Genomic DNA, 21084 nt, shown 5'->3' with positions numbered 1-21084 from the left:
AACCATTTGCCCGTCGACCCTTGTCATCGGCCCCCCGGGTCTGATGAGCTGTGGCCTGGGACACAACGGACAACCCTGAGAAAGGGAGATGTCGTGAGCAACGAATCCTTGGCCAACCTGCTCAGGGAGGAGATGGGACGATGAGCGAGACTTCTTCCCTCTCCAACCTGCTCAAGGAAGAACGCAGGTTCGCACCCCCCGCCGACCTGGCCGCGAACGCCAACGTCACGGCGGAGGCGTACGAACAGGCCAAGGCTGACAGGCTCGGTTTCTGGGCCGAGCAGGCCCGCCGGCTGACCTGGGCGAAGGAGCCGACCGAGACGCTCGACTGGTCGAACCCGCCGTTCGCCAAGTGGTTCAAGGACGGCACGCTGAACGTCGCCTACAACTGCGTGGACCGCCACGTGGAGGCCGGCAACGGCGACCGCGTCGCCATCCACTTCGAGGGCGAGTCCGGCGACAGCCGCGCCCTCACCTACGCCCAGCTCAAGGACGAGGTCTCCAAGGCCGCCAACGCCCTGCTGGAGCTGGGCGTGCAGAAGGGCGACCGGGTCGCCATCTACATGCCGATGATCCCCGAGACCGCGATCGCGATGCTGGCCTGCGCCCGCATCGGCGCCGCGCACTCGGTCGTCTTCGGCGGCTTCTCCTCGGACGCGCTGGCCACCCGCATCCAGGACGCCGACGCCCGCGTCGTCATCACCGCCGACGGCGGCTACCGGCGCGGCAAGCCGTCCGCGCTCAAGCCGGCCGTCGACGAGGCCGTCGAGCGCGCGGGGATCGTCGAGCACGTGCTCGTCGTCCGCCGCACCGGCCAGGACGTCGCCTGGGACGACTCCCGGGACAAGTGGTGGCACGAGACCGTCGACGGGCAGTCCGCCGAGCACACGCCCGAGGCGTTCGACGCCGAGCACCCGCTGTTCATCCTGTACACGTCCGGCACGACGGGGAAGCCCAAGGGCATCCTGCACACCTCCGGCGGCTACCTCACACAGACGGCGTACACCCACTGGGCGGTCTTCGACCTCAAGCCGGAGACCGACGTCTTCTGGTGCACCGCCGACGTCGGCTGGGTCACCGGACACTCGTACATCGTCTACGGCCCGCTCGCCAACGGCGCCACCCAGGTCATGTACGAGGGCACCCCGGACACCCCGCACCAGGGCCGCTTCTGGGAGATCGTGCAGAAGTACGGCGTGACGATTCTGTACACGGCGCCCACCGCGATCCGGACGTTCATGAAGTGGGGCGACGACATCCCCGCGAAGTTCGACCTGTCCTCCCTGCGCGTCCTCGGCTCGGTCGGCGAGCCGATCAACCCCGAGGCGTGGATCTGGTACCGCAAGAACATCGGCGCGGACGCCACCCCGGTGGTCGACACCTGGTGGCAGACCGAGACCGGCGCGATGATGATCACCCCGCTGCCGGGCGTCACCCACGCCAAGCCGGGCTCCGCCCAGCGCCCGCTGCCCGGCATCTCCGCCACCGTCGTCGACGACGAGGCCAACGAGGTGCCGAACGGCGGAGGCGGCTACCTGGTGCTCACCGAGCCGTGGCCGTCGATGCTGCGCACCATCTGGGGCGACGACCAGCGGTTCATCGACACCTACTGGTCGCGTTTCGAGGGCAAGTACTTCGCGGGCGACGGCGCCAAGAAGGACGACGACGGCGACATCTGGCTGCTCGGCCGCGTCGACGACGTGATGCTCGTCTCCGGCCACAACATCTCCACCACCGAGGTGGAGTCGGCCCTCGTCTCCCACCCCTCGGTCGCCGAGGCGGCCGTGGTCGGCGCGACGGACGAGACGACCGGGCAGGCCATCGTGGCCTTCGTGATCCTGCGCGGCACCACCGCGGAGAGCGAGGACCTGGTCGCCGAGCTGCGCAACCACGTCGGTGCCACGCTCGGACCGATCGCCAAGCCCAAGCGGATCCTGCCGGTCTCGGAGCTGCCGAAGACCCGCTCCGGCAAGATCATGCGGCGCCTGCTGCGAGACGTCGCGGAGAACCGCCAGGTCGGCGACGTCACGACGCTGGCGGACTCGACGGTCATGGACCTCATCCAGACGAAGCTCCCGGCCGCCCCGAGCGAGGACTGAGCCTGCCACAGGCACACCGAGAGGCACCCGGAGCCGGACGCGCGCCGGGTGCCCTCGCCCTGTGCGGCACCCGGAGCCCGGGTAAGCTGGACGGAACGTAAGCGAATCATCAAGATCCTCATGGTGCGCCGGGAAGTCTGGTCGGCATGTGTTCCGTGCTGCCCACCGACCGGAGGTTTTCCTCGTGACCGCGCCCCGCACCCCCCGCAAAGCCTTCGGACGGCTGTCCTTGCCGGAGCGCACCTACCTCACGGACGCGCTGCGCACCGAGACCGTCGGCGGCGTCCTGCTGCTCGTCGCCGCGATCGCCGCCCTGGTGTGGGCGAACATACCGGCGCTGCACGACAGCTACGAGAGCGTCAGCCACTTCCACTTCGGTCCCGCGGCCCTCGGTCTGAACCTGTCGGTCGCACACTGGGCCGCCGACGGGCTCCTGGCGATCTTCTTCTTCGTCGCCGGCATCGAACTCAAACGCGAACTGGTCGCCGGTGAGCTGAAGGACCCCAAGGCCGCCGCGCTCCCGGTGGTGGCGGCGCTGTGCGGCATGGTCGCACCGGCTCTCGTCTACACCGTCACCAGCACCGCGGGCGGCGGCTCCCTGTCCGGCTGGGCCGTACCGACCGCCACCGACATCGCCTTCGCGCTCGCCGTACTCGCCGTCATCGGCACGTCGCTGCCGAGCGCGCTGCGCGCCTTCCTGCTGACGCTCGCCGTCGTCGACGACCTGTTCGCCATCCTGATCATCGCGGTCTTCTTCACCGAGACCCTGAACTTCGCCGCGCTGGGCGGCGCGGTCGTCGGCCTCGCGGTCTTCTGGCTGCTGCTGCGCAAGGGGGTGCGCGGCTGGTACGTGTACGTCCCGCTCGGCCTGGTGATCTGGGCCCTCATGTACAACAGCGGCGTCCACGCCACCATCGCCGGCGTCGCGATGGGCCTGATGCTGCGCTGCCACCGGCGCGAGGGCGAGGACCACTCCCCCGGCGAGCACATCGAACACCTGGTGCGCCCGCTGTCGGCGGGCCTGGCCGTGCCGCTGTTCGCGCTGTTCAGCGCGGGTGTGGCCATCACCGGCGGGGCGCTGGCCGACGTGTTCACCAAGCCGGAGACCCTCGGTGTCGTACTCGGGCTCGTCGTCGGCAAGACGCTGGGCATCTTCGGCGGCACCTGGCTGACCTCGCGCTTCACCAGGGCTTCGCTCAGCGATGACCTCCAGTGGGCCGACGTGTTCGCGGTGGCGACCCTGGCCGGTATCGGGTTCACCGTCTCGCTGCTGATCGGCGAGCTGGCCTTCGAGAACGACGCGACGATGACGAGCGAGGTCAAGGCCGCCGTCCTGACCGGCTCGCTGATCGCGGCGGCCCTGGCCACGGTGCTGCTGAAGATACGGAACGCGAAGTACCGGGGGATGGTCGCGGAGGAGGAGCGCGACGACGACCTCAGCGGTGTCCCCGACATCTACGAGGAGGACGACCCCGCGTACCACCTGCGGGTGGCCGCCATCTACGAGAAGAAGGCCGCCGAGCACCGCCGGATCGCCGAGGAGATGGAGTCGGCGCGGCTTGCCGAAGTGGCGGGCGGGGCAGGCGATGAGGGCGACGGTCCGGCATGATCTGACGAGACGGTACAAGAGACGGGGCCGTACGCAGTCGAGCGGACACGGGCCGGGCCGGACACGGCCGGGCCGAGGACGACGCGACGCCACGGAACCGTACGCAGAAGAGCCAGCAGAAGAGGGAGACCGCGATGAGCGCACCCGACGGCAGCCCGGTCGGCACCGAACGCAGCATCGGCCAGCTGTTCGCCTCGGCGACCACCGAAATGTCGGCGCTCGTGCACGACGAGATCGCGCTGGCGAAGGCGCAGCTGAAGCAGGACGTCAAGCGCGGGGCGACGAGCGGCGGCGCGTTCTCCGCCGCGGGCCTGCTCCTGCTCTTCTCCCTGCCGATGCTGAGCTTCGCGCTGGCCTACGGCATCCGGACCTGGAGCGGCTGGAACATGGCCGTCTGCTTCCTGCTGTCCTTCGCCGCGAACGTGCTGGTCGCGGGCCTCCTCGCGCTCATCGGCATCGTCTTCGCGAAGAAGGCCAAGAAGGGCCGCGGCCCGCAGAAGGTCGCCGCCTCGGTGAAGCAGTCGGCGGGCTTGCTCCAGAACGCCAAGCCGCACCCCCGCCCGGAACTGCCCGCGGACCGGTCCCCCGAAGCGATCGAGGCTGTGGCACGCTCGTCCTCATGACGGGCTCCAGCACATCTCCGGGGCAATCCCCCTCGCCGCAGCACCCCAACCCCACCTCGGTCGTGCGCCTCGGCATCCCGGGCGGACCCGAGGTGACCCACCGGGACGTCGCGGCCAACGGCGCCCGCTTCCACATCGCCGAGCTGGGCGACGGGCCGCTGGTGCTGCTGCTGCACGGCTTCCCGCAGTTCTGGTGGACCTGGCGGCACCAGCTGGTGGCGCTCGCCGACGCCGGCTTCCGCGCGGTCGCCATGGACCTGCGCGGCGTCGGCGGCAGCGACCGCACCCCGCGCGGTTACGACCCCGCGGGCCTCGCCCTCGACATCACCGGCGTGATCCGCTCCCTCGGCGAGCCGGACGCCGCGCTGGTCGGTCACGACCTCGGCGGCTACCTGGCCTGGACGGCCGCCGCGATGCGGCCCAAGCTCGTACGACGGCTCGCGGTGTCCTCGATGCCGCACCCCAGGCGCTGGCGCTCGGCCATGCTCGGGGACGTCCGCCAGAGCCGGGCGGGCTCCTACATCTGGGGTTTCCAGCGGCCCTGGGTGCCGGAGCGTCAACTGACCGCGGACGACGGCGCGCTGGTCGGCCGGCTGCTCCACGACTGGTCCGGGCCACGGCTGCTCGACGACGACGCGGTGACGGCGTACCGGCGCGCCATGTGCATCCCCTCCACGGCGCACTGCTCGGTCGAGCCGTACCGCTGGCTGGTGCGCTCCCTGGCCCGTCCGGACGGCATCCAGTTCTACCGCCGGATGAAGCGGCCGGTGCGCGTGCCGACCCTGCACCTGCACGGCTCCCTGGACCCCGTGATGCGGACCCGGAGCGCGGCGGGGTCGGGGCAGTACGTCGAAGCGCCGTACCGCTGGCGGCTGTTCGACGGGCTCGGGCACTTCCCGCACGAAGAGGATCCGGTCGCCTTCTCGACCGAACTGATCAACTGGCTGAAGGATCCCGAACCCGATCGATGACGGTTCGACGGCCGTTGGGTCAGCGTTCGGTCACCGAACGGAAGCACCCGGTATCCGAACCGGAACGCTTGTCCTATGAACGGCCACTTGCCCGGCGCATAGGCCAATTGGGGGCGCCGGGAACGGTTATCGACCTTGGGGCGGGGGCACACGTCCGGGTATGGGCTGGACGCACGACTACAGTGACGTAGCACGCGACGGCCGCTCCACGAGCGGCGTGAGCAGCACCCACCGACGCGGCGGCACCCCGCAACTCGCGGGTGCGGACCTTCGGGTGGGTATTCCGCGCATCCTGCGCCGCAGGGCCCGCTGGGTCTCCGTACGCCTGCGCCATCCACGGACCTGAGACACACCGCACCGGCGCCCCCGTGCACGGGCCTGCCCGGACGCGGGGCTAGAGCGCGCAGCTGTCGCTGTCCACCTGCTGGCTGGCGGTGCGGCCCTTGCCGATGTCCTCGCGGATCTCGTCCGCGGTGAGCGCGTAACCGGTGTCGGGGTCGTCCAGGGACTTGGCGAAGACCACGCCGTACACCTCGCCCTCCGGCGTCAGCAGCGGGCCACCGGAGTTGCCCTGACGGACGGTCGCGTACAGCGAGTAGACGTCCCGGCGGACGGTGTCGCGGTGGTAGATGTCCGGTCCGTTGGCCGTGATGCGCCCGCGGACCCGCGCGGCACGGACGTCGTACGCCCCGTTCTCCGGGAAGCCCGCGACGATCGCGTCGTCGTCGCCCCGCGCGTCCTCGTCCTCGTCGGTGAACCGCAGCGCGGGCGCGTCCAGTTCCGGCACGTCCAGTACGGCGATGTCGCGCCGCCAGTCGTAGAGGACGACCGTCGCGTCGTACTTCCGGCCCTCGCCGCCTATCTGCACCGTGGGCTCGTCGACGCCGCCCACGACATGCGCGTTGGTCATGACCCGGCGGTCGGCGAAGACGAACCCGGTGCCCTCGAGGACCTTGCCGCAGTCGGGGGCGGTGCCCATGACCTTGACGATGGAGCGCTTGGCGGTGACGGCGACCCGGCTGTTCACCAGCGCGGGGTCGGGCGGCGGCGTGTCGAGGACCGGCTCGTTGGAGAACGGGCTGAAGACCTGCGGGAAGCCGTTCTCCGCGAGGACCGAGGTGAAGCTGTCGAACCAGGTGTCGGCCTGCGCGGGCAGCACCTCCTGCACCCCCGCCAGCACCGTGGACTGCCGCACCTCCTTGCCGACCGTCGGCATCGTGGTCCGGGCGAGGGCGGAGCCGAGCAGCCAGGCGACCAGGAGCATGGCCACGACGTTGACCAGGGCGCCGCCGGTGGCGTCCAGGGCGCGGGCCGGGGACCACGTGATGAAGCGGCGCAGCTTGTTGCCCAGATGGGTCGTCAGTGCCTGGCCGACGGAGGCGCACACGATGACGATGACGACCGCGACGACGGCGGCGGTCTGACTCACCTCCGCGTTGTCCGTCAGCGCGTCCCAGATCACCGGCAGCAGATAGACGGCGACGAGACCGCCGCCGAGGAAGCCGATCACCGACAGGATGCCGACGACGAAGCCCTGCCGGAAGCCGACGATCGCGAACCAGACGGCGGCCAGCAGCAACAGGATGTCCAGCACGTTCACTGATTCAGGCCTCGCCTTGTCGTCTGCGGTACGCAGGCCACCCTGTCATGCGCGCCAGTCCAGCGGGACCTGCTTCTCCCGGTCCCAGGGCCGCTCCCAGCCCGCGAAGTGCAGCAGCCGGTCGATGATGCCGGCGGTGAAGCCCCACACGAGTGCCGATTCGACCAGGAATGCCGGACCTCGGTGACCGCTGGGATGGATGGTCGTCACCCTGTTGGCGGGATCCGTGAGATCGGCCACGGGGACCGTGAAGACGCGTGCGGTCTCGGCCGGGTCCACGACACCGACCGGGGTGGGTTCGCGCCACCAGGCCAGCACCGGGGAGACGACGAAACCGCTCACCGGGATGTAGAGCTTGGGCAGCACCCCGAAGAGCTGGACGCCCGCCGGGTCGAGTCCGGTCTCCTCCTCCGCCTCACGCAGGGCGGCCCGCAACGGGCCGTCACCGCGCGGATCACCGTCCTCGGGATCGAGGGCGCCGCCCGGGAAGGCGGGCTGGCCGGGGTGGGAGCGCAGCGAGCCGGCCCGCTCCATGAGCAGCAGCTCCGGGCCCCGGCCGGCCTCCTCGCCGCCCTCGCCCGCGCGCGTGCCGTCGCCGAAGAGGATCAGGACGGCGGACTGGCGGCCGGCGCCGTCCGCCGGCGGCAGGAAGCGGCTCAGCTGGGTCGGCCGGATGGTCTCGACGGCCCGCACCACCGGGTCCAGCCAGCCCGGCAGACCCTCCTTGCTGAGCATCGCGCCCCGAGTGCGGTCCCTCGCGGGACCCTGAGTGTCACTCGCCCGTGTCATCTCCACCCCCGTCCTGCAGAGTCCAACGCCCCGAGCTCCCGAGATCGTTCCGTCACCCGGCCCCCAGCGGCGGCGCCGGCTTCCCGCCCGCGTCCAGGTAGGCCTGCGGGGGCTTCAGCCGCTGCCCCGGGAAGCCGCCCTTCTCGTACTTCAGCAGCTTCTTCGCCTTCTCCGGGTCCGTCTCGCCCTCGCCGTACGCCGGGCACAGCGGGGCGATGGGGCAGGCGCCGCAGGCCGGCTTGCGGGCGTGGCAGATGCGGCGGCCGTGCCAGATGACGTGGTGGGAGAGGTCGGTCCAGTCGCTCTTCGGGAAGAGCGCACCGACGGCGGCCTCGATCTTGTCCGGGTCGGTCTCCTCGGTCCACCGCCAGCGGCGCACCAGGCGCTGGAAGTGCGTGTCCACGGTGATGCCGGGGCGGCCGAAGGCGTTGCCGAGCACGACGAAGGCGGTCTTGCGGCCGACGCCGGGCAGCTTGACGAGGTCTTCGAGGCGCCCGGGGACCTCGCCGCCGAAGTCCTCCGTGAGCGCCTTGGACAGCCCTATGACCGACTTGGTCTTGGCCCGGAAGAAGCCGGTCGGACGCAGGATCTCCTCGACCTCCTCGGGGACGGCGGCGGCCAGGTCCTCGGGGGTCGGGTACTTGGCGAAGAGGGCGGGCGTCGTCTGGTTGACCCTGAGGTCGGTGGTCTGGGCGGACAGCACCGTGGCCACGACCAGCTGGAACGGGTTCTCGAAGTCCAGCTCCGGGTGGGCGTACGGGTAGACCTCGGCGAGCTCGCGGTTGATACGGCGGGCGCGGCGCACCAGCGCGGTGCGCGACTCGCCGCGCGGCGGCTTGGGGGCGACGGTCTTCGCCGGGGCGACGCCCTTGACGGCGGCGGTGGCCTTCTTCGGGGCGATGGCCGGCTTCTTGGCAGGCGCCTGCCTCTTGAGGGGCGGGACCTGCTTCGCGGCGGCCGACTTGGCGCCCGTCTTGCCGGCGGTCTTCCCGGCCGCGGTCTTCCTGGCCGCCGCCGTCTTCTTCGCCGCCGTCTCCTTCGCCGCCGTCTCCTTCGCCTCGGTCTCCTTGGCCGCCGTCTTCTTCACGGCGCTCTTCTTCGCGTCGGACTTCCTACTCGCGTTCGCGGCGGTCTTCTTACTCGCGGCGCTCTTCTCCACGGCACCCTTCTCCGCAGTCACCCTCTTGGCAGGCACTGCCTTCTTTGTCGCTTTCGCCGTTTTCCTACCGCCATCGGGACCCTGTTCGCCCACAGCGGAATCGTGACGTGCACTCACCCGCGCAGCCCCCTCGGCCTGTGCTCTCACCGGCGATTTGGACACCCGGCCAGCCTACGACCCGGCACGGACATCCGCCCCGGACCTCGAAGACCGGCGCCCAATTGGACCCCTGCCGCGTACCCCGGGACATCAGTGCGGCATCCTTGTGACAGATCACACTGTTTGGACTGTCCGGCAAAATGGGCACCACGGACCCCTGGTACACCGGGGGAACAAGATCCTCTGAGCCGGTCGACAAGGAGAGAACTCGTGGACGACGTTCTGCGGCGCAACCCGCTCTTCGCGGCGCTCGACGACGAGCAATCCGCGGAGCTCCGCGCCTCCATGAGTGAGGTGACCCTCGCCCGCGGCGACACCCTGTTCCACGAGGGGGACCCCGGAGACCGCCTCTACGTGGTCACGGAAGGCAAGGTCAAGCTCCACCGCACGTCCCCCGACGGGCGCGAGAACATGCTGGCCGTCGTCGGCCCCAGCGAGCTGATCGGCGAGCTGTCGCTCTTCGACCCGGGCCCGCGCACGGCGACCGGCACCGCGCTGACCGAGGTCAAGCTGCTCGCCCTCGGCCACGGCGACCTCCAGCCCTGGCTGAACGTCCGCCCCGAGGTGGCCACCGCGCTGCTGCGCGCCGTCGCGCGCCGCCTGCGCAAGACCAACGACGCCATGTCGGACCTGGTCTTCTCGGACGTTCCCGGCCGTGTCGCCCGCGCCCTGCTCGACCTCTCCCGCCGCTTCGGCGTGCAGTCGGAGGAGGGCATCCACGTGGTGCACGACCTGACGCAGGAGGAGCTGGCCCAGCTGGTCGGCGCGTCCCGCGAGACGGTCAACAAGGCGCTGGCGGACTTCGCCCAGCGCGGCTGGCTCCGCCTGGAGGCCCGCGCGGTGATCCTCCTGGACGTGGAGCGACTGGCCAAGCGCTCCCGCTGACCCCCTGGGGTCTCCCCGGGTTGCAGGGACATCTCTGGGGCCCGGGGTGTCCCTGGACGCCTGGGTGTCCCTGCGACCTAGGCCCTACTCGGGCAGCTGGACGATCCCGTGTTCGCCCAGGTACTCCAGCTGCGCCCGCACCGACAGCTCCGCCGCCGGCCACAGGGAGCGGTCGACGTCCGCGTACACGTGGGCGACGACCTCGCCCGGCGTGCGGTGGCCGTCCTCCACCGCCGTCTCGACCTGGGCGAGCCGGTGGGCCCGATGGGCGAGGTAGTACTCCACGGCACCCTGGGCGTCCTCGAGGACGGGCCCGTGCCCCGGAAGCACCGTGTGCACCCCGTCGTCGGCCGTGAGCGACCTGAGCCTGCGCAGCGAGTCCAGGTAGTCGCCGAGACGGCCGTCCGGGTGGGCCACCACCGTCGTGCCGCGGCCCAGGACGGTGTCGCCCGTCAGGACGGCCCGGTCGGCCGGGAGGTGGAAGCACAGGGAGTCCGCCGTGTGCCCCGGGGTCGCCACGACCCTCAGCTCCAGGCCGCCGACCCCGATCACGTCACCGGCCGCCAGGCCCTCGTCGCCCAGCCGCAGCGCCGGGTCCAGTGCCCGTACGTTCGTGCGGGTCAGCTCGGCGAAGCGCGCGGCGCCCTCCGCGTGGTCCGGGTGACCGTGCGTCAGCAGCGTCAGCGCGACCCGCTTGCCGGCCCGCTCGGCCGTGTCGACGACGTGCCGCAGGTGGACGTCGTCCAGCGGGCCCGGGTCGACGACGACGGCCAGGTCGGAGTCGGGCTCGGCGAGGATCCAGGTGTTCGTGCCGTCCAGGGTCATCGCGGAGGCGTTGGGCGCGAGAACGTTCACCGCGCGCGCGGTGGCCGGTCCCGACAGGACGCCGCCGCGCGGCTGTCCGGGCAGTGCTGCTGCGTCCGTCATGCGGGGGCTCCCCCGGTCGGGTCGGTGGGCGTCGCCGGTGCCGTGCTCGGGACGTGCTTGGTGAACTCCTCGTGCCCCGGCCAGGACAGGACGATCTCGCCGTCGACGATCCGTGCCCGCGCCAGCACGGGCGTCATGTCGCGGCCGGGCGCCGACGCCAGCGCCTCGGCCGCCGAGGCGCACCCGGCGAGTCCGCGCAGGGTCGCGACGGTGGGCGGCATCATCAGCAGCTCGCCCTTGTCGTACCCGGCGGTCGCGTCGGCCGGTGTGATCCACACCGTGCGGTCGGCCTCGGTGGAGGCGTTGCGGGTGCGCTGCCCCGCGGGGAGCGCGGCCACGAAGAACCAGGTGTCGTAGCGCCGGGACTCGAACTCCGGGGTGATCCAGCGCGCCCACGCCCCCAGCAGGTCGGACCGCAGGACCAGGCCCCGGCGGTCCAGGAACTCCGCGAAGGACAGCTCACGGTCGACCAGGGCGGCCCGGTCGGCCTCCCAGTCCGCGCCCGTCGTGTCGCCGACCACCGAGTCACCGGTCGGACCCGCGAGCAGGACGCCGGTCTCCTCGTACGTCTCGCGTACGGCCGCGCAGACGATCGCCTGGGCGCCCGCCTCGTCCACGCCCAGCCGGTCCGCCCACCACGCGCGCGTGGGGCCCGCCCAGCCGACGGCGCGGTCGTCGTCGCGCGGGTCGACCCCGCCGCCCGGATAGGCGTACGCGCCGCCGGCGAACGCCATGGAGGTACGGCGGCGCAGCATGTGGACGGCGGGACCGGCCCCGGCCCCGGTGGACTCGGTGCCGCTACCGGTGTCCTTGAGGAGCATGACGGTGGCCGCGCGCTTCGGGGTGACCGGGGTGAGGGTGCCGGCCGCCAGCGCGCGGATGCGGTCCGGCCACTCCGGTGGGTACCACTGACCATTCGCCTGACCATTCGCCATGGCCGGAGGCTATCCGGTGACGGGCGGATGTTCGAGTGGCGCCGGGGCCCGGTGGGCGTCAGGAGGGCAGGCCGGTCAGCCACTCGGTGAGCAGCCGGTTCGTCTCCTCGGGGCGCTCCTGCTGGAGCCAGTGGCCGCAGCCGTCGAGAAGGTGCGAGGCGCTCAGCCCGGGCAGGGTGACCGGATACGCCTCGATCGCGTCGGACAGCCAGGTGGTGGAGGCGTCCAGCGCGCCGCCGAGGAACAGGGACGGCTGGGTGATCGGGGCGCCCTCGTGCGCGGCCAGGTCGGCCCAGTCGCGGTCCATGTTGCGGTAGCGGTTCAGGGCGCCGGTCAGGCCGGTGCGCTCGAACTCCCCGGCGTAGACGTCCAGGTCCTCCTCGGTCAGCCAGGAGGGCAGCCGCCCGGCGGACGGGAACCGGTCGCGCATCCGGCCGCCGGGGGCGACGAAGTGCGGGTCGGGATCCTGGGGGCCGGGCATGGTGCCGGCGGACAGGGCGGCGTAGAGGCCGGCGAGCCAGCCGCGTACGTCGGGCTCGATCTCGGCTTCGGCGCGGCCGGGCTCCTGGAAGTAGGAGACGTAGAACTCCTGCCCGGCGAAGGGCCCGGCCGGGTCGCTCATACCGGCGAAGGCCTCGCTGGGCCGCGGTCCGCCCGGCGGCGTGTACGGCACGCTCAGCAGGCCCACCGCGCGGAACACGTCCGGCCGCAGCAGCGCGGAGTGGGCGGCGATGTTCGCGCCCCAGTCGTGGCCGACGACCACGGCGGAGCTTTCTCCCAGCGCCTCCACCACGGCGACGTTGTCCGCCACCAGGTCCAGCATCCGGTACGCCTCGACGGCGTCCGGCCGCGAGGAGCGCCCGTAGCCGCGTACGTCGAGGGCGACGGCGCGGAACCCGGCGGCGGCCAGTGCGGGCAGCTGGTGGCGCCAGGAGTACCAGGACTCGGGGAAGCCGTGCACGAGCAGGACCAGCGGCCCGCTGCCCTGCTCCACCAGGTGGATCCGGCCGGCGGGTGAGGGCACCAGCCGGTGCACGGGCCGGCCGGCGGCCTGTCCGGGCCTGCCGTCCTGCCGGGTGTCTCGTTCGCCGGTCTGCTGGTCGGTCACGGGCGGCTGCGGCATGGCTCCTCCTGGCGCATTCGGTCGGTACGGCCCCGGTCGGGACCGGGAGGGCCGGCCTGGGCCGGCTCCCGCTCCGTACGGGGCACCGGGACCGATCCTGCGGGGGCGGTGCGGCGGGCGCGAGGTTTGTTGCCGACCTGGCAACGCGCGCGCCGCACCCGGCGTCGGTTCTCCCCGCTGCGTCGGTGTACGGCGGGAAGTCCGCTCCGTCGGCCTACCGGACGCCCGGCCCGCTACGGCTGGACGAGCTCCACCTGGATCTCGACCTCCACCGGCGCGTCCAGCGGCAGGACCGCCACGCCGACCGCGCTGCGGGCGTGCACGCCCTTGTCGCCCAGGACCTCGCCGAGGAGTTCGCTGGCGCCGTTGATCACACCGGGCTGGCCGGTGAAGTCGGCGGCGGACGCGACGAAGCCGACGACCTTGACGACACGCGCGACGCGGTCGAGGTCACCGGCGACGGACTTCACGGCGGCCAGGGCGTTCAGCGCGCAGGTGCGGGCCAGTTCCTTCGCCTCGTCCGGAGTGACCTCGGCACCGACCTTGCCGGTGACCGGGAGCTTGCCCCCCAGCATCGGCAGCTGGCCGGACGTGTAGACGTACGGGCCCGACTGCACGGCCGGCTGGTATGCGGCCAGCGGCGGGACGACCTCGGGCAGCGTCAGACCGAGCTCGGCGAGCTTCGCCTCGACGGCGCTCACGCCTGCTTCTCCCGCTTCAGGTAGGCGACGAGCTGCTCGGGGTTGTTCGGCCCGGGCACGACCTGGACGAGCTCCCAGCCGTCCTCGCCCCAGGTGTCCAGAATCTGCTTCGTGGCATGGACGAGCAGCGGCACGGTTGCGTATTCCCACTTGGTCATGCGGCCGACTCTAGCCGCTGTCCGGGGCACCTCCGCAGCCGCTGTCCGGGGGCCGTCCGCGGCCGCCGGCCGGCCCCCGCGGGCGCCGGCCGGGGCCACGTTGTCCACAGCCACCGGCGTACTCCGCGCGCGGACTGGTTACGCTCGAATACGTGAGCAGGCTCCAGGTCGTCAGCGGCAAGGGCGGTACCGGCAAGACCACGGTGGCCGCGGCCCTCGCGCTGGCCCTGGCCACCGAGGGGAAGCGCGCGCTTCTCGTCGAGGTCGAGGGCCGCCAGGGCATCGCGCAGCTCTTCGAAACGGAGGCGCTGCCTTATGAGGAGCGGAAGATCGCCGTCGCTCCCGGGGGCGGGGAGGTGTACGCCCTCGCCATCGACGCCGAACTGGCCCTTCTGGACTATCTCCAGATGTTCTACAAGCTCGGCAGCGCCGGACGGGCCCTGAAGAAGCTCGGCGCGATCGACTTCGCGACCACCATCGCGCCGGGGGTCAGGGACGTCCTGCTGACCGGCAAGGCGTGCGAGGCGGTCCGGCGCAAGGACAAGCAGGGGCGGTTCGTGTACGACTACGTCGTCATGGACGCCCCGCCGACCGGCCGCATCACGCGCTTCCTCAACGTCAACGACGAGGTGGCGGGGCTCGCGAAGGTCGGCCCCATACACAATCAGGCGCAGGCCGTGATGCGGGTGCTGAAGTCGCGGGAGACCGCGGTGCACCTGGTGACGCTGCTGGAGGAGATGCCGGTCCAGGAGACCGTGGACGGCATCGCCGAGCTGCGGACGGCACGGCTCCCGGTGGGCCGGGTCGTGGTGAACATGGTCCGGCCCCAGGTCCTGGACGCCGCCGGCCTGGAGCTCGTACGGGAGACACCGCGTACGGCGCTGGCCCGGTCCCTGTCCGGGGCGGGACTCGGCGGGGCACGGCGGGGCGGGCACGCCGAGCGGCTGGTGGACCCGCTCCTCGCCCAGGCCGGCGAGTACGCCGAGCGGTACGCGCTGGAGCAGGAGCAGCGGGCGGTCCTCGGCGAGCTGGGCCTGCCGACGCACGAACTGCCGCTGCTCGCGGAGGGCATGGACCTGGCGGGCCTGTACGAGCTGGCCACCGAGCTGCGGAAGCAGGGGATCGCATGAGTCCGGACGACCCGGCCCGCCACCAGAAGGGCAGCCCGGCCGGCCACCAGAAGGGCGACCGGGCCCGCCACCAGGAGGGCGCGCGCCGCCTGACCCCCGCGCGCGTGCTCGACGTCGACGCCCTGCTGGAGGACCCGCACAACCGCATCGTGGTGTGCTGCGGTTCGGGCGGGGTCGGCAAGACGACCACGGCCGCGGCCCTGGGCCTGCGGGCGGCCGAGCGCGGCCGCAAGGTGGTCGTCCTCACCATCGACCCGGCCCGGCGGCTGGCGCAGTCCATGGGCATCGACTCGCTCGACAACACCCCGCGCCGGGTGAAGGGCGTCGACGACTCGGCGGGCGGCGAGCTGCACGCCATGATGCTCGACATGAAGCGGACCTTCGACGAGATCGTCGAGTCCCACGCGGATCCCGAACGGGCGGCGGCGATCCTGGGCAACCCCTTCTACCAGTCGCTCTCGGCGGGCTTCGCGGGCACGCAGGAGTACATGGCGATGGAGAAGCTGGGGCAGCTGCGGTCGAGGGACGAGTGGGACCTCATCGTCGTCGACACGCCGCCGTCCCGCTCGGCGCTGGACTTCCTGGACGCCCCCAAGCGTCTCGGTTCCTTCCTGGACGGCAAGCTGATCCGCGTCCTGCTGGCCCCGGCGAAGGTCGGCGGCCGGGCCGGGATGAAGTTCCTGAACGTCGGCATGTCGATGATGACCGGCGTCCTGGGGAAGGTGCTGGGCGGGCAGTTCCTCAAGGACGTGCAGACCTTCGTGGCCGCGATGGACTCGATGTTCGGCGGCTTCCGGACGCGCGCGGACGCGACGTACAAGCTGCTCCAGGCGCCCGGGACGGCGTTCCTGGTGGTCGCGGCCCCGGAGCGGGACGCCCTGCGCGAGGCCGCGTACTTCGTTCAGCGGCTGGCGGCCGAGGACATGCCGCTGGCCGGTCTGGTGCTCAACCGGGTCCACGGCAGCGGCGCCGACCGCCTGTCGGCCGAGCGGGCACTCGCCGCCGCGGAAAATCTTGAGGATCCCCGCATTGTGGATCAGGACGGCGGGAAAGCTGGACTTCGTACCTCTTCCGGCAACTCTCCCGACACGTACGGCAGTTCAGGACCGGCCGACTCCGAACCCGGCGACTCGGCCCCCGACACCTCACCCGGGGCCTCCGCCGCCTCTCCCGAGGCTTCCGACACCTCACCCGAGGTTTCCGACACGGCGGAGCGGTCGGTCGACGCGCTCGCCGCTGCCCTGCTGCGGCTGCACGCGGAGCGCATGCACCTGCTCGCCCGCGAGCAGCGCACGCGTGACCGCTTCACCGCGCGTCATCCCGAGGTCGCGGTCACCGAGGTGGCCGCGCTGCCCGGCGACGTGCACGACCTCGCGGGCCTGCGGGACATCGGGGCACGCCTGGCCACCGGCCGACCCGAGCTGCCCGAGCCGGGCGCCTGATCCGGCCTCGGGGCTCAGCCCACGGCCGCGTAGTTCTCGTACACCTCGTCGTCGTCGAGGGGGACGATGCCGACCCCTCGTTCGTACTCCGTCCGCGCCGTCTCGAGGAGCCGGCGCCAAGAGGTCACGGTGGGCCGCCTGCGCAGCAGCGCGCGGCGTTCCCGCTCCGTCATGCCTCCCCACACGCCGAACTCGACACGGTTGTCGAGCGCGTCGGCCAGGCACTCGGTCCGCACCGGACATCCGGTGCACACCGCCTTGGCCCTGTTCTGCGCTGCTCCCTGAACGAACAGTTCGTCCGGATCGGTAGTGCGGCAGGCGGCCTGCGCACTCCAGTCGGTTACCCAGCCCATACCGGCGCCGTCCTCTCCCGAATCGAGGCTCCCCCACGGCGGCAGCGGCATATTCACCGCCGCCAGTTGAGGACGTTACGGAAGGTGGGCACAGCGCAACACCCCCTTCGGGCCCAATCTTGAATGGCCCGAACGGACTATGGGTAAGCGGCAGATCACCCGGGGGAGTGAGCTGGCGACATGCGCGACGATCCCGACATTCAGGTCATCTCTGTTGCGCCACAACGGACGCCGATTGACACACGAGGCGGATTCGGACACGTACCCCACACGCCGTGGCACGCGCCGGTACACACCAACGCGCCCCCCAGCGGGGCCCCTCGGAAAAAAATCGAGCGGATCCGGAACGATTCGGGGTCGCCGGACGTATTGATACGTGGCCTCACTGCTGTGACAGTTGAGTGCAGCTTAGGCCAAGGCATATACGCGTGTCCGGCGAATGAGAACGTAGGCTGCCTCCATGCCAAAGAAGCGCTCGGGCGGTGGTCTGTCGCCAACGCAGCAGGCCGCCAAGTTCCTCGGTGTCAGTGTGCTCGCGGGAGCAGTGCTGGCCGGCATCGCGTTGCCCGCCGTGGGCGCGCTGGGGCTGGCCGCCAAGGGGTCGGTGGAGAGCTTCGACGCCCTCCCGGCCAACTTGAAGACTCCCCCGCTGAGCCAGCGCACCGCCATCCTCGACGCCGAGGGCGGCACCATCGCCACGGTCTACTCGCGCGACCGCACGGTGGTCGACCTCAAGGACATCTCGCCGTACATGCAGAAGGCGATCGTCGCGATCGAGGACTCGCGCTTCTACGAGCACGGCGCGGTCGACCTGAAGGGCGTCCTGCGCGCCCTCAACAAGAACGCGCGCAGCGGCGGGGTCTCCGAGGGCGCCTCCACGCTCACCCAGCAGTACGTCAAGAACGTCTTCGTGGAGGAGGCTGGCGACGACCCGACGAAGGTCGCCCAGGCCACCCAGCAGACCATCGGCCGCAAGATCCAGGAGCTGAAGCTCGCGATCCAGGTCGAGGAGGAGCTGGGCAAGAAGAAGATCCTCGAGAACTACCTGAACATCACGTTCTTCGGCCAGCAGGCCTACGGGGTCGAGGCCGCCTCGCAGCGCTACTTCTCCAAGCACGCCAAGGACCTCACCGTCCAGGAGGCCGCCCTCCTGGCCGGCATCGTCCAGTCGCCGAGCCGGTACGACCCGGTCAACGACGAGGCGGAGGCCACCAAGCGGCGCAACGTCGTCCTGACACGCATGGCCCAGGTCGGCGACATCTCCCCGGCCCAGGCCGAGAAGGCGAAGAAGGCACCGCTGGGGCTGAAGGTCAGCAAGCCGAAGAACGGCTGCATCACGGCCGTGAACGACGCGAGCTTCTTCTGCGACTACGTGCGCGAGGTCTTCCTGAGCGAACCGGTCTTCGGCAAGACCCGCAAGGACCGGGCCAAGGTCTGGAACCAGGGCGGCCTGACCATCCGCACGACGCTCGACCCGCAGGCCCAGGAGTCGGTGCACCAGTCCCTCAAGGACCACGTCAACAAGTCGGACTCGGTCGCCGCGGCCAGCACCCTGGTCGAACCCGGCACCGGCCGGATCGTCGCCATGGGCCAGTCGAAGCCGTACGGCTACGGCAAGAACGAGACCGAGATCAACTACTCGGTCGACCACGCGGTCGGCGGCTCCAACTACGGCTTCCCGACGGGTTCGACGTTCAAGCCGTTCCTGGCGGCCGCGGCCCTGGAGGAGAACGTACCGGCGACGAAGGAGTACTCGTCGCCGTACGACATGGACTACCCGAGCCCCATCCAGACCTGTGACAAGCCCTGGATCAACGACTCGGGCTACCGCCTCGAGAACGAGAACGAGTCGGAGGTCGGCCCGTACCGGCTGAAGGAGGCGATGGCCAAGTCGGTCAACACCTACTTCGTCCAGATGCTCGCCGACATCGGTCTGTGCCCGGTCGCGTCCATGGCGGACAAGCTCCACGTCCACCAGGGCAACGGGGACAAGCTGCCGCAGAACCCCTCGGCCCTCGCCCTCGGCTCGGTCGGTATGTCCCCGCTGACGATGGCGAGCGCCTACGCGACCTTCGCCTCGCGCGGCATGTACTGCACGCCGGTCGCGATCGAGTCGATCACCCAGAAGGTCGGCAACAAGCAGAAGTCGCTCGAGGTGCCGAAGTCGACGTGCTCGCGCGCCATGACGGAGAAGACCGCGGACAGCGTGAACACCCTGCTGCAGGGCGTGGTCGACTCCGGTACCGGTAAGGCGGCCGGTCTGAGCGACCGCGCCAACGCCGGCAAGACGGGTACGACCGACGAGCGCAAGAACGCCTGGTTCGTCGGCTACACGCCGAACATGTCGGGCGCCGTCTGGGTCGGCAGCGCCAGCCAGGAGGTCGAGATGAAGGACATCACGATCGGCGGCGTCTACCACCCCCTCGTCTTCGGTGGCGCGGTCCCGGGCCCGATCTGGAAGGACGCCATGACCGGCGCCCTGTCGGGCAAGGACTCCCCCTCGTTCAACCTCGTCGACATCCCGGACGGCGACAAGAACAAGGACAAGAACAAGGACAAGGACAAGGGCCGCGACGAGGACAAGCCCGACGACGGCAACAACGGCGACGACGACGGCTTCATCGCCGGCCTGACCAACGGCGGCACCGGCGACGGCGGCGGGGACGGCGGCTTCCCGGGCAACCTGATCCAGGGCCCGGGCAACGGCCCCGGCGGACGACGCTGACCCGTTCCCTTCACCGGTGAGGGCCCTCCCCGCGACTGCGGAGAGGGCCCTCACCCGTGTTGCCGGCGTCACGGCGTGACCGGCTTTGGCCGCGTCGTAAGCGTCGTAAGGACGACGCCGCGACGGCTCAGCCGGCCAGGAGCTTCTTGACCGCGGCGGCGACCCGGCCGCCCTCGGCCTGCCCGGCCACCTTCGGGTTCACGATCTTCATCACGGCGCCCATGGCCCGCGGTCCCTCGGCGCCGGCCGCCTTCGCCTCCTGCACGGCCTGCGCGACGATCGCGTTCAGCTCGTCGTCGGAAAGCTGCTTCGGCAGGTAGGCGGCGAGCACCTCGCCCTCCGCCTTCTCCCGCTCGGCCTGCTCGGCGCGGCCGCCCTGTGCGAAGGCCTCGGCGGCCTCGCGGCGCTTCTTCGCCTCGCGGATGATCACCTTCTGCACCTCGTCGTCGGAGAGCTCGCGCTTCTCCTTCCCCGCGACCTCCTCCTTGGTGATCGCGGCCAGCGTCAGCCGGAGCGTGGAGGAGCGGAGCTCGTCGCGCTCCTTGATCGAGGAGTTGAGGTCGTCGTGCAGCTTCGCCTTGAGCGTGGTCATGGACCTGATTGTCGCAGGTACGCGAGGAACGGCGCCCGCCGATTTCCGCGCCCACGGTGACGGCGACCGCGGCCGGCCTCCCGGCGCCGCTTCCCCCTCCGCTTCTGACACGATGGACGTATGCGCGCGCGATACGGAGTACCCCTGGGAGTCACGGCGGTTGGCGCCGCCGGTCTGGTCTACGCGGCGGGGATCGAGCCCCGCTCCTTCCGCCTCCGACGGGTGACGGTCCCCGTCCTCCCGTCCGGGATGCGTCCCCTGCGGATGCTCCAGGTCTCCGACATCCACATGGTCGGCGGTCAGCGCAAGAAGCAGCGCTGGCTGCGGTCGCTGGCCGGGCTGCGTCCCGACTTCGTGATCAACACCGGCGACAACCTGTCCGACCCGGAGGGGGTCCCCGAGGTCCTGGACGCCCTCGGCCCCCTGATGGAATTCCCGGGCGCCTACGTCTTCGGCTCCAACGACTACTACGGGCCGCGGCCCCGCAACCCCGCCCGGTACCTGCTCGAGAAGGTCCAGGGCCGCCACGGCCTCAACGGCAACCCGCCCGTCGTCGGTGCCATCCACAACCCGTGGGAGGACCTGCGTGACGGTTTCGACGCCGCGGGCTGGCAGAACCTGACGAACACCCGCGGCACGCTCAAGATCGAGGGCGTGTCGGTCGAGCTGACGGGACTGGACGACCCGCACATCAAGCGGGACCGGTACACCGAGGTGTCCGGCGGCCCGTCCCCCACGGCCGACTTCTCGATGGGCGTGGTCCACGCGCCGTACCTGCGCGTCCTGGACGCCTACACGGCGGACGGCTACCCCCTGATCCTGGCCGGCCACACCCACGGCGGCCAGCTGTGCATCCCCTTCTACGGTGCCCTGGTCACCAACTGCGACCTGGACACCGACCGCGTGAAGGGCCTGTCCACGCACACGTCCGACGGTCACACGGCCCATCTCCACGTCTCGGCCGGCTGCGGCGCGAACCGCTACACCCCGTTCCGCTTCGCCTGCCCACCGGAGGCGACGCTGCTGACGCTGGTGGGCCGGGAGAGCTGACCGACCCCCGGGGGGGGAGGCTGCGGCCGAATCCAGACGGTCGCCGGGGCAACC

At 71.2% G+C, this 21084-nt stretch carries 20 protein-coding genes; 10 read left to right on the top strand and 10 right to left on the bottom strand.

The annotated features are described in order from the left end of the window. Positions 1-140 precede the first annotated feature (140 nt). The 5 genes from acs (at position 141) to R2E43_RS20745 (ending at position 5648) form a co-directional block, all read left to right on the top strand. On the top strand, positions 141-2099 hold the full coding sequence (gene acs, locus R2E43_RS20765; RefSeq protein WP_121710314.1) for an acetate--CoA ligase: 1959 nt from the start codon (positions 141-143) through the stop codon (positions 2097-2099). A 184-nt stretch (positions 2100-2283) separates the two neighbouring features. Next, entirely contained in the window at positions 2284-3708 is a 1425-nt protein-coding gene (nhaA, locus tag R2E43_RS20760) for a Na+/H+ antiporter NhaA (RefSeq protein ID WP_332056447.1), read from the top strand. A 134-nt stretch (positions 3709-3842) separates the two neighbouring features. Beyond that, positions 3843-4331, top strand: a complete 489-nt coding sequence (locus tag R2E43_RS20755) for a phage holin family protein (RefSeq protein ID WP_332056446.1) — start codon at positions 3843-3845, stop codon at positions 4329-4331. Beyond that, positions 4328-5302, top strand: a complete 975-nt coding sequence (locus R2E43_RS20750; RefSeq protein WP_106518002.1) for an alpha/beta fold hydrolase — start codon at positions 4328-4330, stop codon at positions 5300-5302. Before R2E43_RS20755 ends, R2E43_RS20750 begins: the two co-directional genes overlap by 4 nt. A 160-nt stretch (positions 5303-5462) precedes the next feature. Further along, complete coding sequence (locus R2E43_RS20745; protein ID WP_078582024.1) at positions 5463-5648, top strand: hypothetical protein; 186 nt, start codon at positions 5463-5465, stop codon at positions 5646-5648. 48 nt (positions 5649-5696) lie between these two features. Here the strand turns inward: R2E43_RS20745 and R2E43_RS20740 are convergent, their stop codons facing one another. The 3 genes from R2E43_RS20740 to nth are packed head-to-tail and all read right to left on the bottom strand — an operon-like array spanning position 5697 to position 8850. After that, a complete protein-coding gene (locus tag R2E43_RS20740; RefSeq protein WP_332056445.1) occupies positions 5697-6902 on the bottom strand; it encodes a MarP family serine protease in 1206 nt (401 codons plus the stop codon). A 45-nt stretch (positions 6903-6947) separates the two neighbouring features. Beyond that, entirely contained in the window at positions 6948-7691 is a 744-nt protein-coding gene (locus R2E43_RS20735; RefSeq protein ID WP_011029090.1) for an NUDIX hydrolase, read from the bottom strand. A 52-nt stretch (positions 7692-7743) separates the two neighbouring features. Beyond that, positions 7744-8850 (bottom strand): endonuclease III, encoded by a 1107-nt coding sequence (gene nth, locus R2E43_RS20730; protein WP_332056444.1) that lies wholly within the window; start codon positions 8848-8850, stop codon positions 7744-7746. Between the two features lie 369 nt (positions 8851-9219). Here nth and R2E43_RS20725 point away from each other — a divergent pair, with 369 nt between their 5' ends. Then, complete coding sequence (locus R2E43_RS20725) at positions 9220-9894, top strand: Crp/Fnr family transcriptional regulator (protein ID WP_003975365.1); 675 nt, start codon at positions 9220-9222, stop codon at positions 9892-9894. Between the two features lie 84 nt (positions 9895-9978). Here R2E43_RS20725 and R2E43_RS20720 read toward each other — a convergent pair whose 3' ends face one another. From R2E43_RS20720 to R2E43_RS20700, 5 genes are all read right to left on the bottom strand, one after another. After that, positions 9979-10821, bottom strand: a complete 843-nt coding sequence (locus R2E43_RS20720; RefSeq protein ID WP_003975364.1) for an MBL fold metallo-hydrolase — start codon at positions 10819-10821, stop codon at positions 9979-9981. Continuing rightward, positions 10818-11756, bottom strand: coding sequence for an NUDIX hydrolase (locus tag R2E43_RS20715; RefSeq protein ID WP_003975363.1), 939 nt, complete (start codon positions 11754-11756; stop codon positions 10818-10820). Before R2E43_RS20715 ends, R2E43_RS20720 begins: the two co-directional genes overlap by 4 nt. A 58-nt stretch (positions 11757-11814) precedes the next feature. Beyond that, the gene (locus R2E43_RS20710; protein WP_011029094.1) at positions 11815-12879 is read right to left on the bottom strand and encodes an alpha/beta fold hydrolase; all 1065 of its coding nucleotides are present in this window, start codon (positions 12877-12879) and stop codon (positions 11815-11817) included. A 233-nt stretch (positions 12880-13112) separates the two neighbouring features. Further along, positions 13113-13580 carry a RidA family protein gene (locus R2E43_RS20705; protein WP_003975361.1) on the bottom strand — a complete coding sequence of 156 codons (468 nt, stop codon included), beginning with the start codon at positions 13578-13580 and terminating at the stop codon, positions 13113-13115. Next, positions 13577-13738 carry a DUF4177 domain-containing protein gene (locus R2E43_RS20700; RefSeq protein ID WP_003975360.1) on the bottom strand — a complete coding sequence of 54 codons (162 nt, stop codon included), beginning with the start codon at positions 13736-13738 and terminating at the stop codon, positions 13577-13579. The genes R2E43_RS20705 and R2E43_RS20700 overlap by 4 nt, the downstream gene beginning before the upstream one ends. A 152-nt stretch (positions 13739-13890) precedes the next feature. On the opposite strand from R2E43_RS20700, the gene R2E43_RS20695 reads away from it, so the two are divergent. After that, complete coding sequence (locus R2E43_RS20695) at positions 13891-14868, top strand: ArsA-related P-loop ATPase (protein ID WP_011029095.1); 978 nt, start codon at positions 13891-13893, stop codon at positions 14866-14868. After that, the gene (locus R2E43_RS20690) at positions 14865-16310 is read left to right on the top strand and encodes an ArsA family ATPase (protein WP_319122602.1); all 1446 of its coding nucleotides are present in this window, start codon (positions 14865-14867) and stop codon (positions 16308-16310) included. Before R2E43_RS20695 ends, R2E43_RS20690 begins: the two co-directional genes overlap by 4 nt. 14 nt (positions 16311-16324) lie before the next feature. On the opposite strand, the gene wblA is transcribed toward R2E43_RS20690, so the two are convergent. Then, positions 16325-16663 carry a transcriptional regulator WblA gene (gene wblA, locus R2E43_RS20685; protein WP_011029097.1) on the bottom strand — a complete coding sequence of 113 codons (339 nt, stop codon included), beginning with the start codon at positions 16661-16663 and terminating at the stop codon, positions 16325-16327. A 460-nt stretch (positions 16664-17123) separates the two neighbouring features. Here wblA and R2E43_RS20680 point away from each other — a divergent pair, with 460 nt between their 5' ends. Further along, positions 17124-19388 (top strand): transglycosylase domain-containing protein, encoded by a 2265-nt coding sequence (locus R2E43_RS20680; protein WP_093456421.1) that lies wholly within the window; start codon positions 17124-17126, stop codon positions 19386-19388. 127 nt (positions 19389-19515) lie between these two features. Here R2E43_RS20680 and R2E43_RS20675 read toward each other — a convergent pair whose 3' ends face one another. Then, positions 19516-19980, bottom strand: coding sequence for a GatB/YqeY domain-containing protein (locus R2E43_RS20675; RefSeq protein WP_003975355.1), 465 nt, complete (start codon positions 19978-19980; stop codon positions 19516-19518). A 120-nt stretch (positions 19981-20100) separates the two neighbouring features. Between R2E43_RS20675 and R2E43_RS20670 the strand changes: the two genes are divergently transcribed. Further along, on the top strand, positions 20101-21030 hold the full coding sequence (locus R2E43_RS20670; protein ID WP_136207541.1) for a metallophosphoesterase: 930 nt from the start codon (positions 20101-20103) through the stop codon (positions 21028-21030). The last annotated feature ends 54 nt before the right edge of the window (positions 21031-21084 follow it).

Source organism: Streptomyces violaceoruber, from assembly GCF_033406955.1.
GTDB classification, from domain to species: domain Bacteria; phylum Actinomycetota; class Actinomycetes; order Streptomycetales; family Streptomycetaceae; genus Streptomyces; species Streptomyces violaceoruber.
Note: the sequence above shows the minus strand (reverse complement) of the source record. Positions and strands in the feature narration are given on the sequence as shown.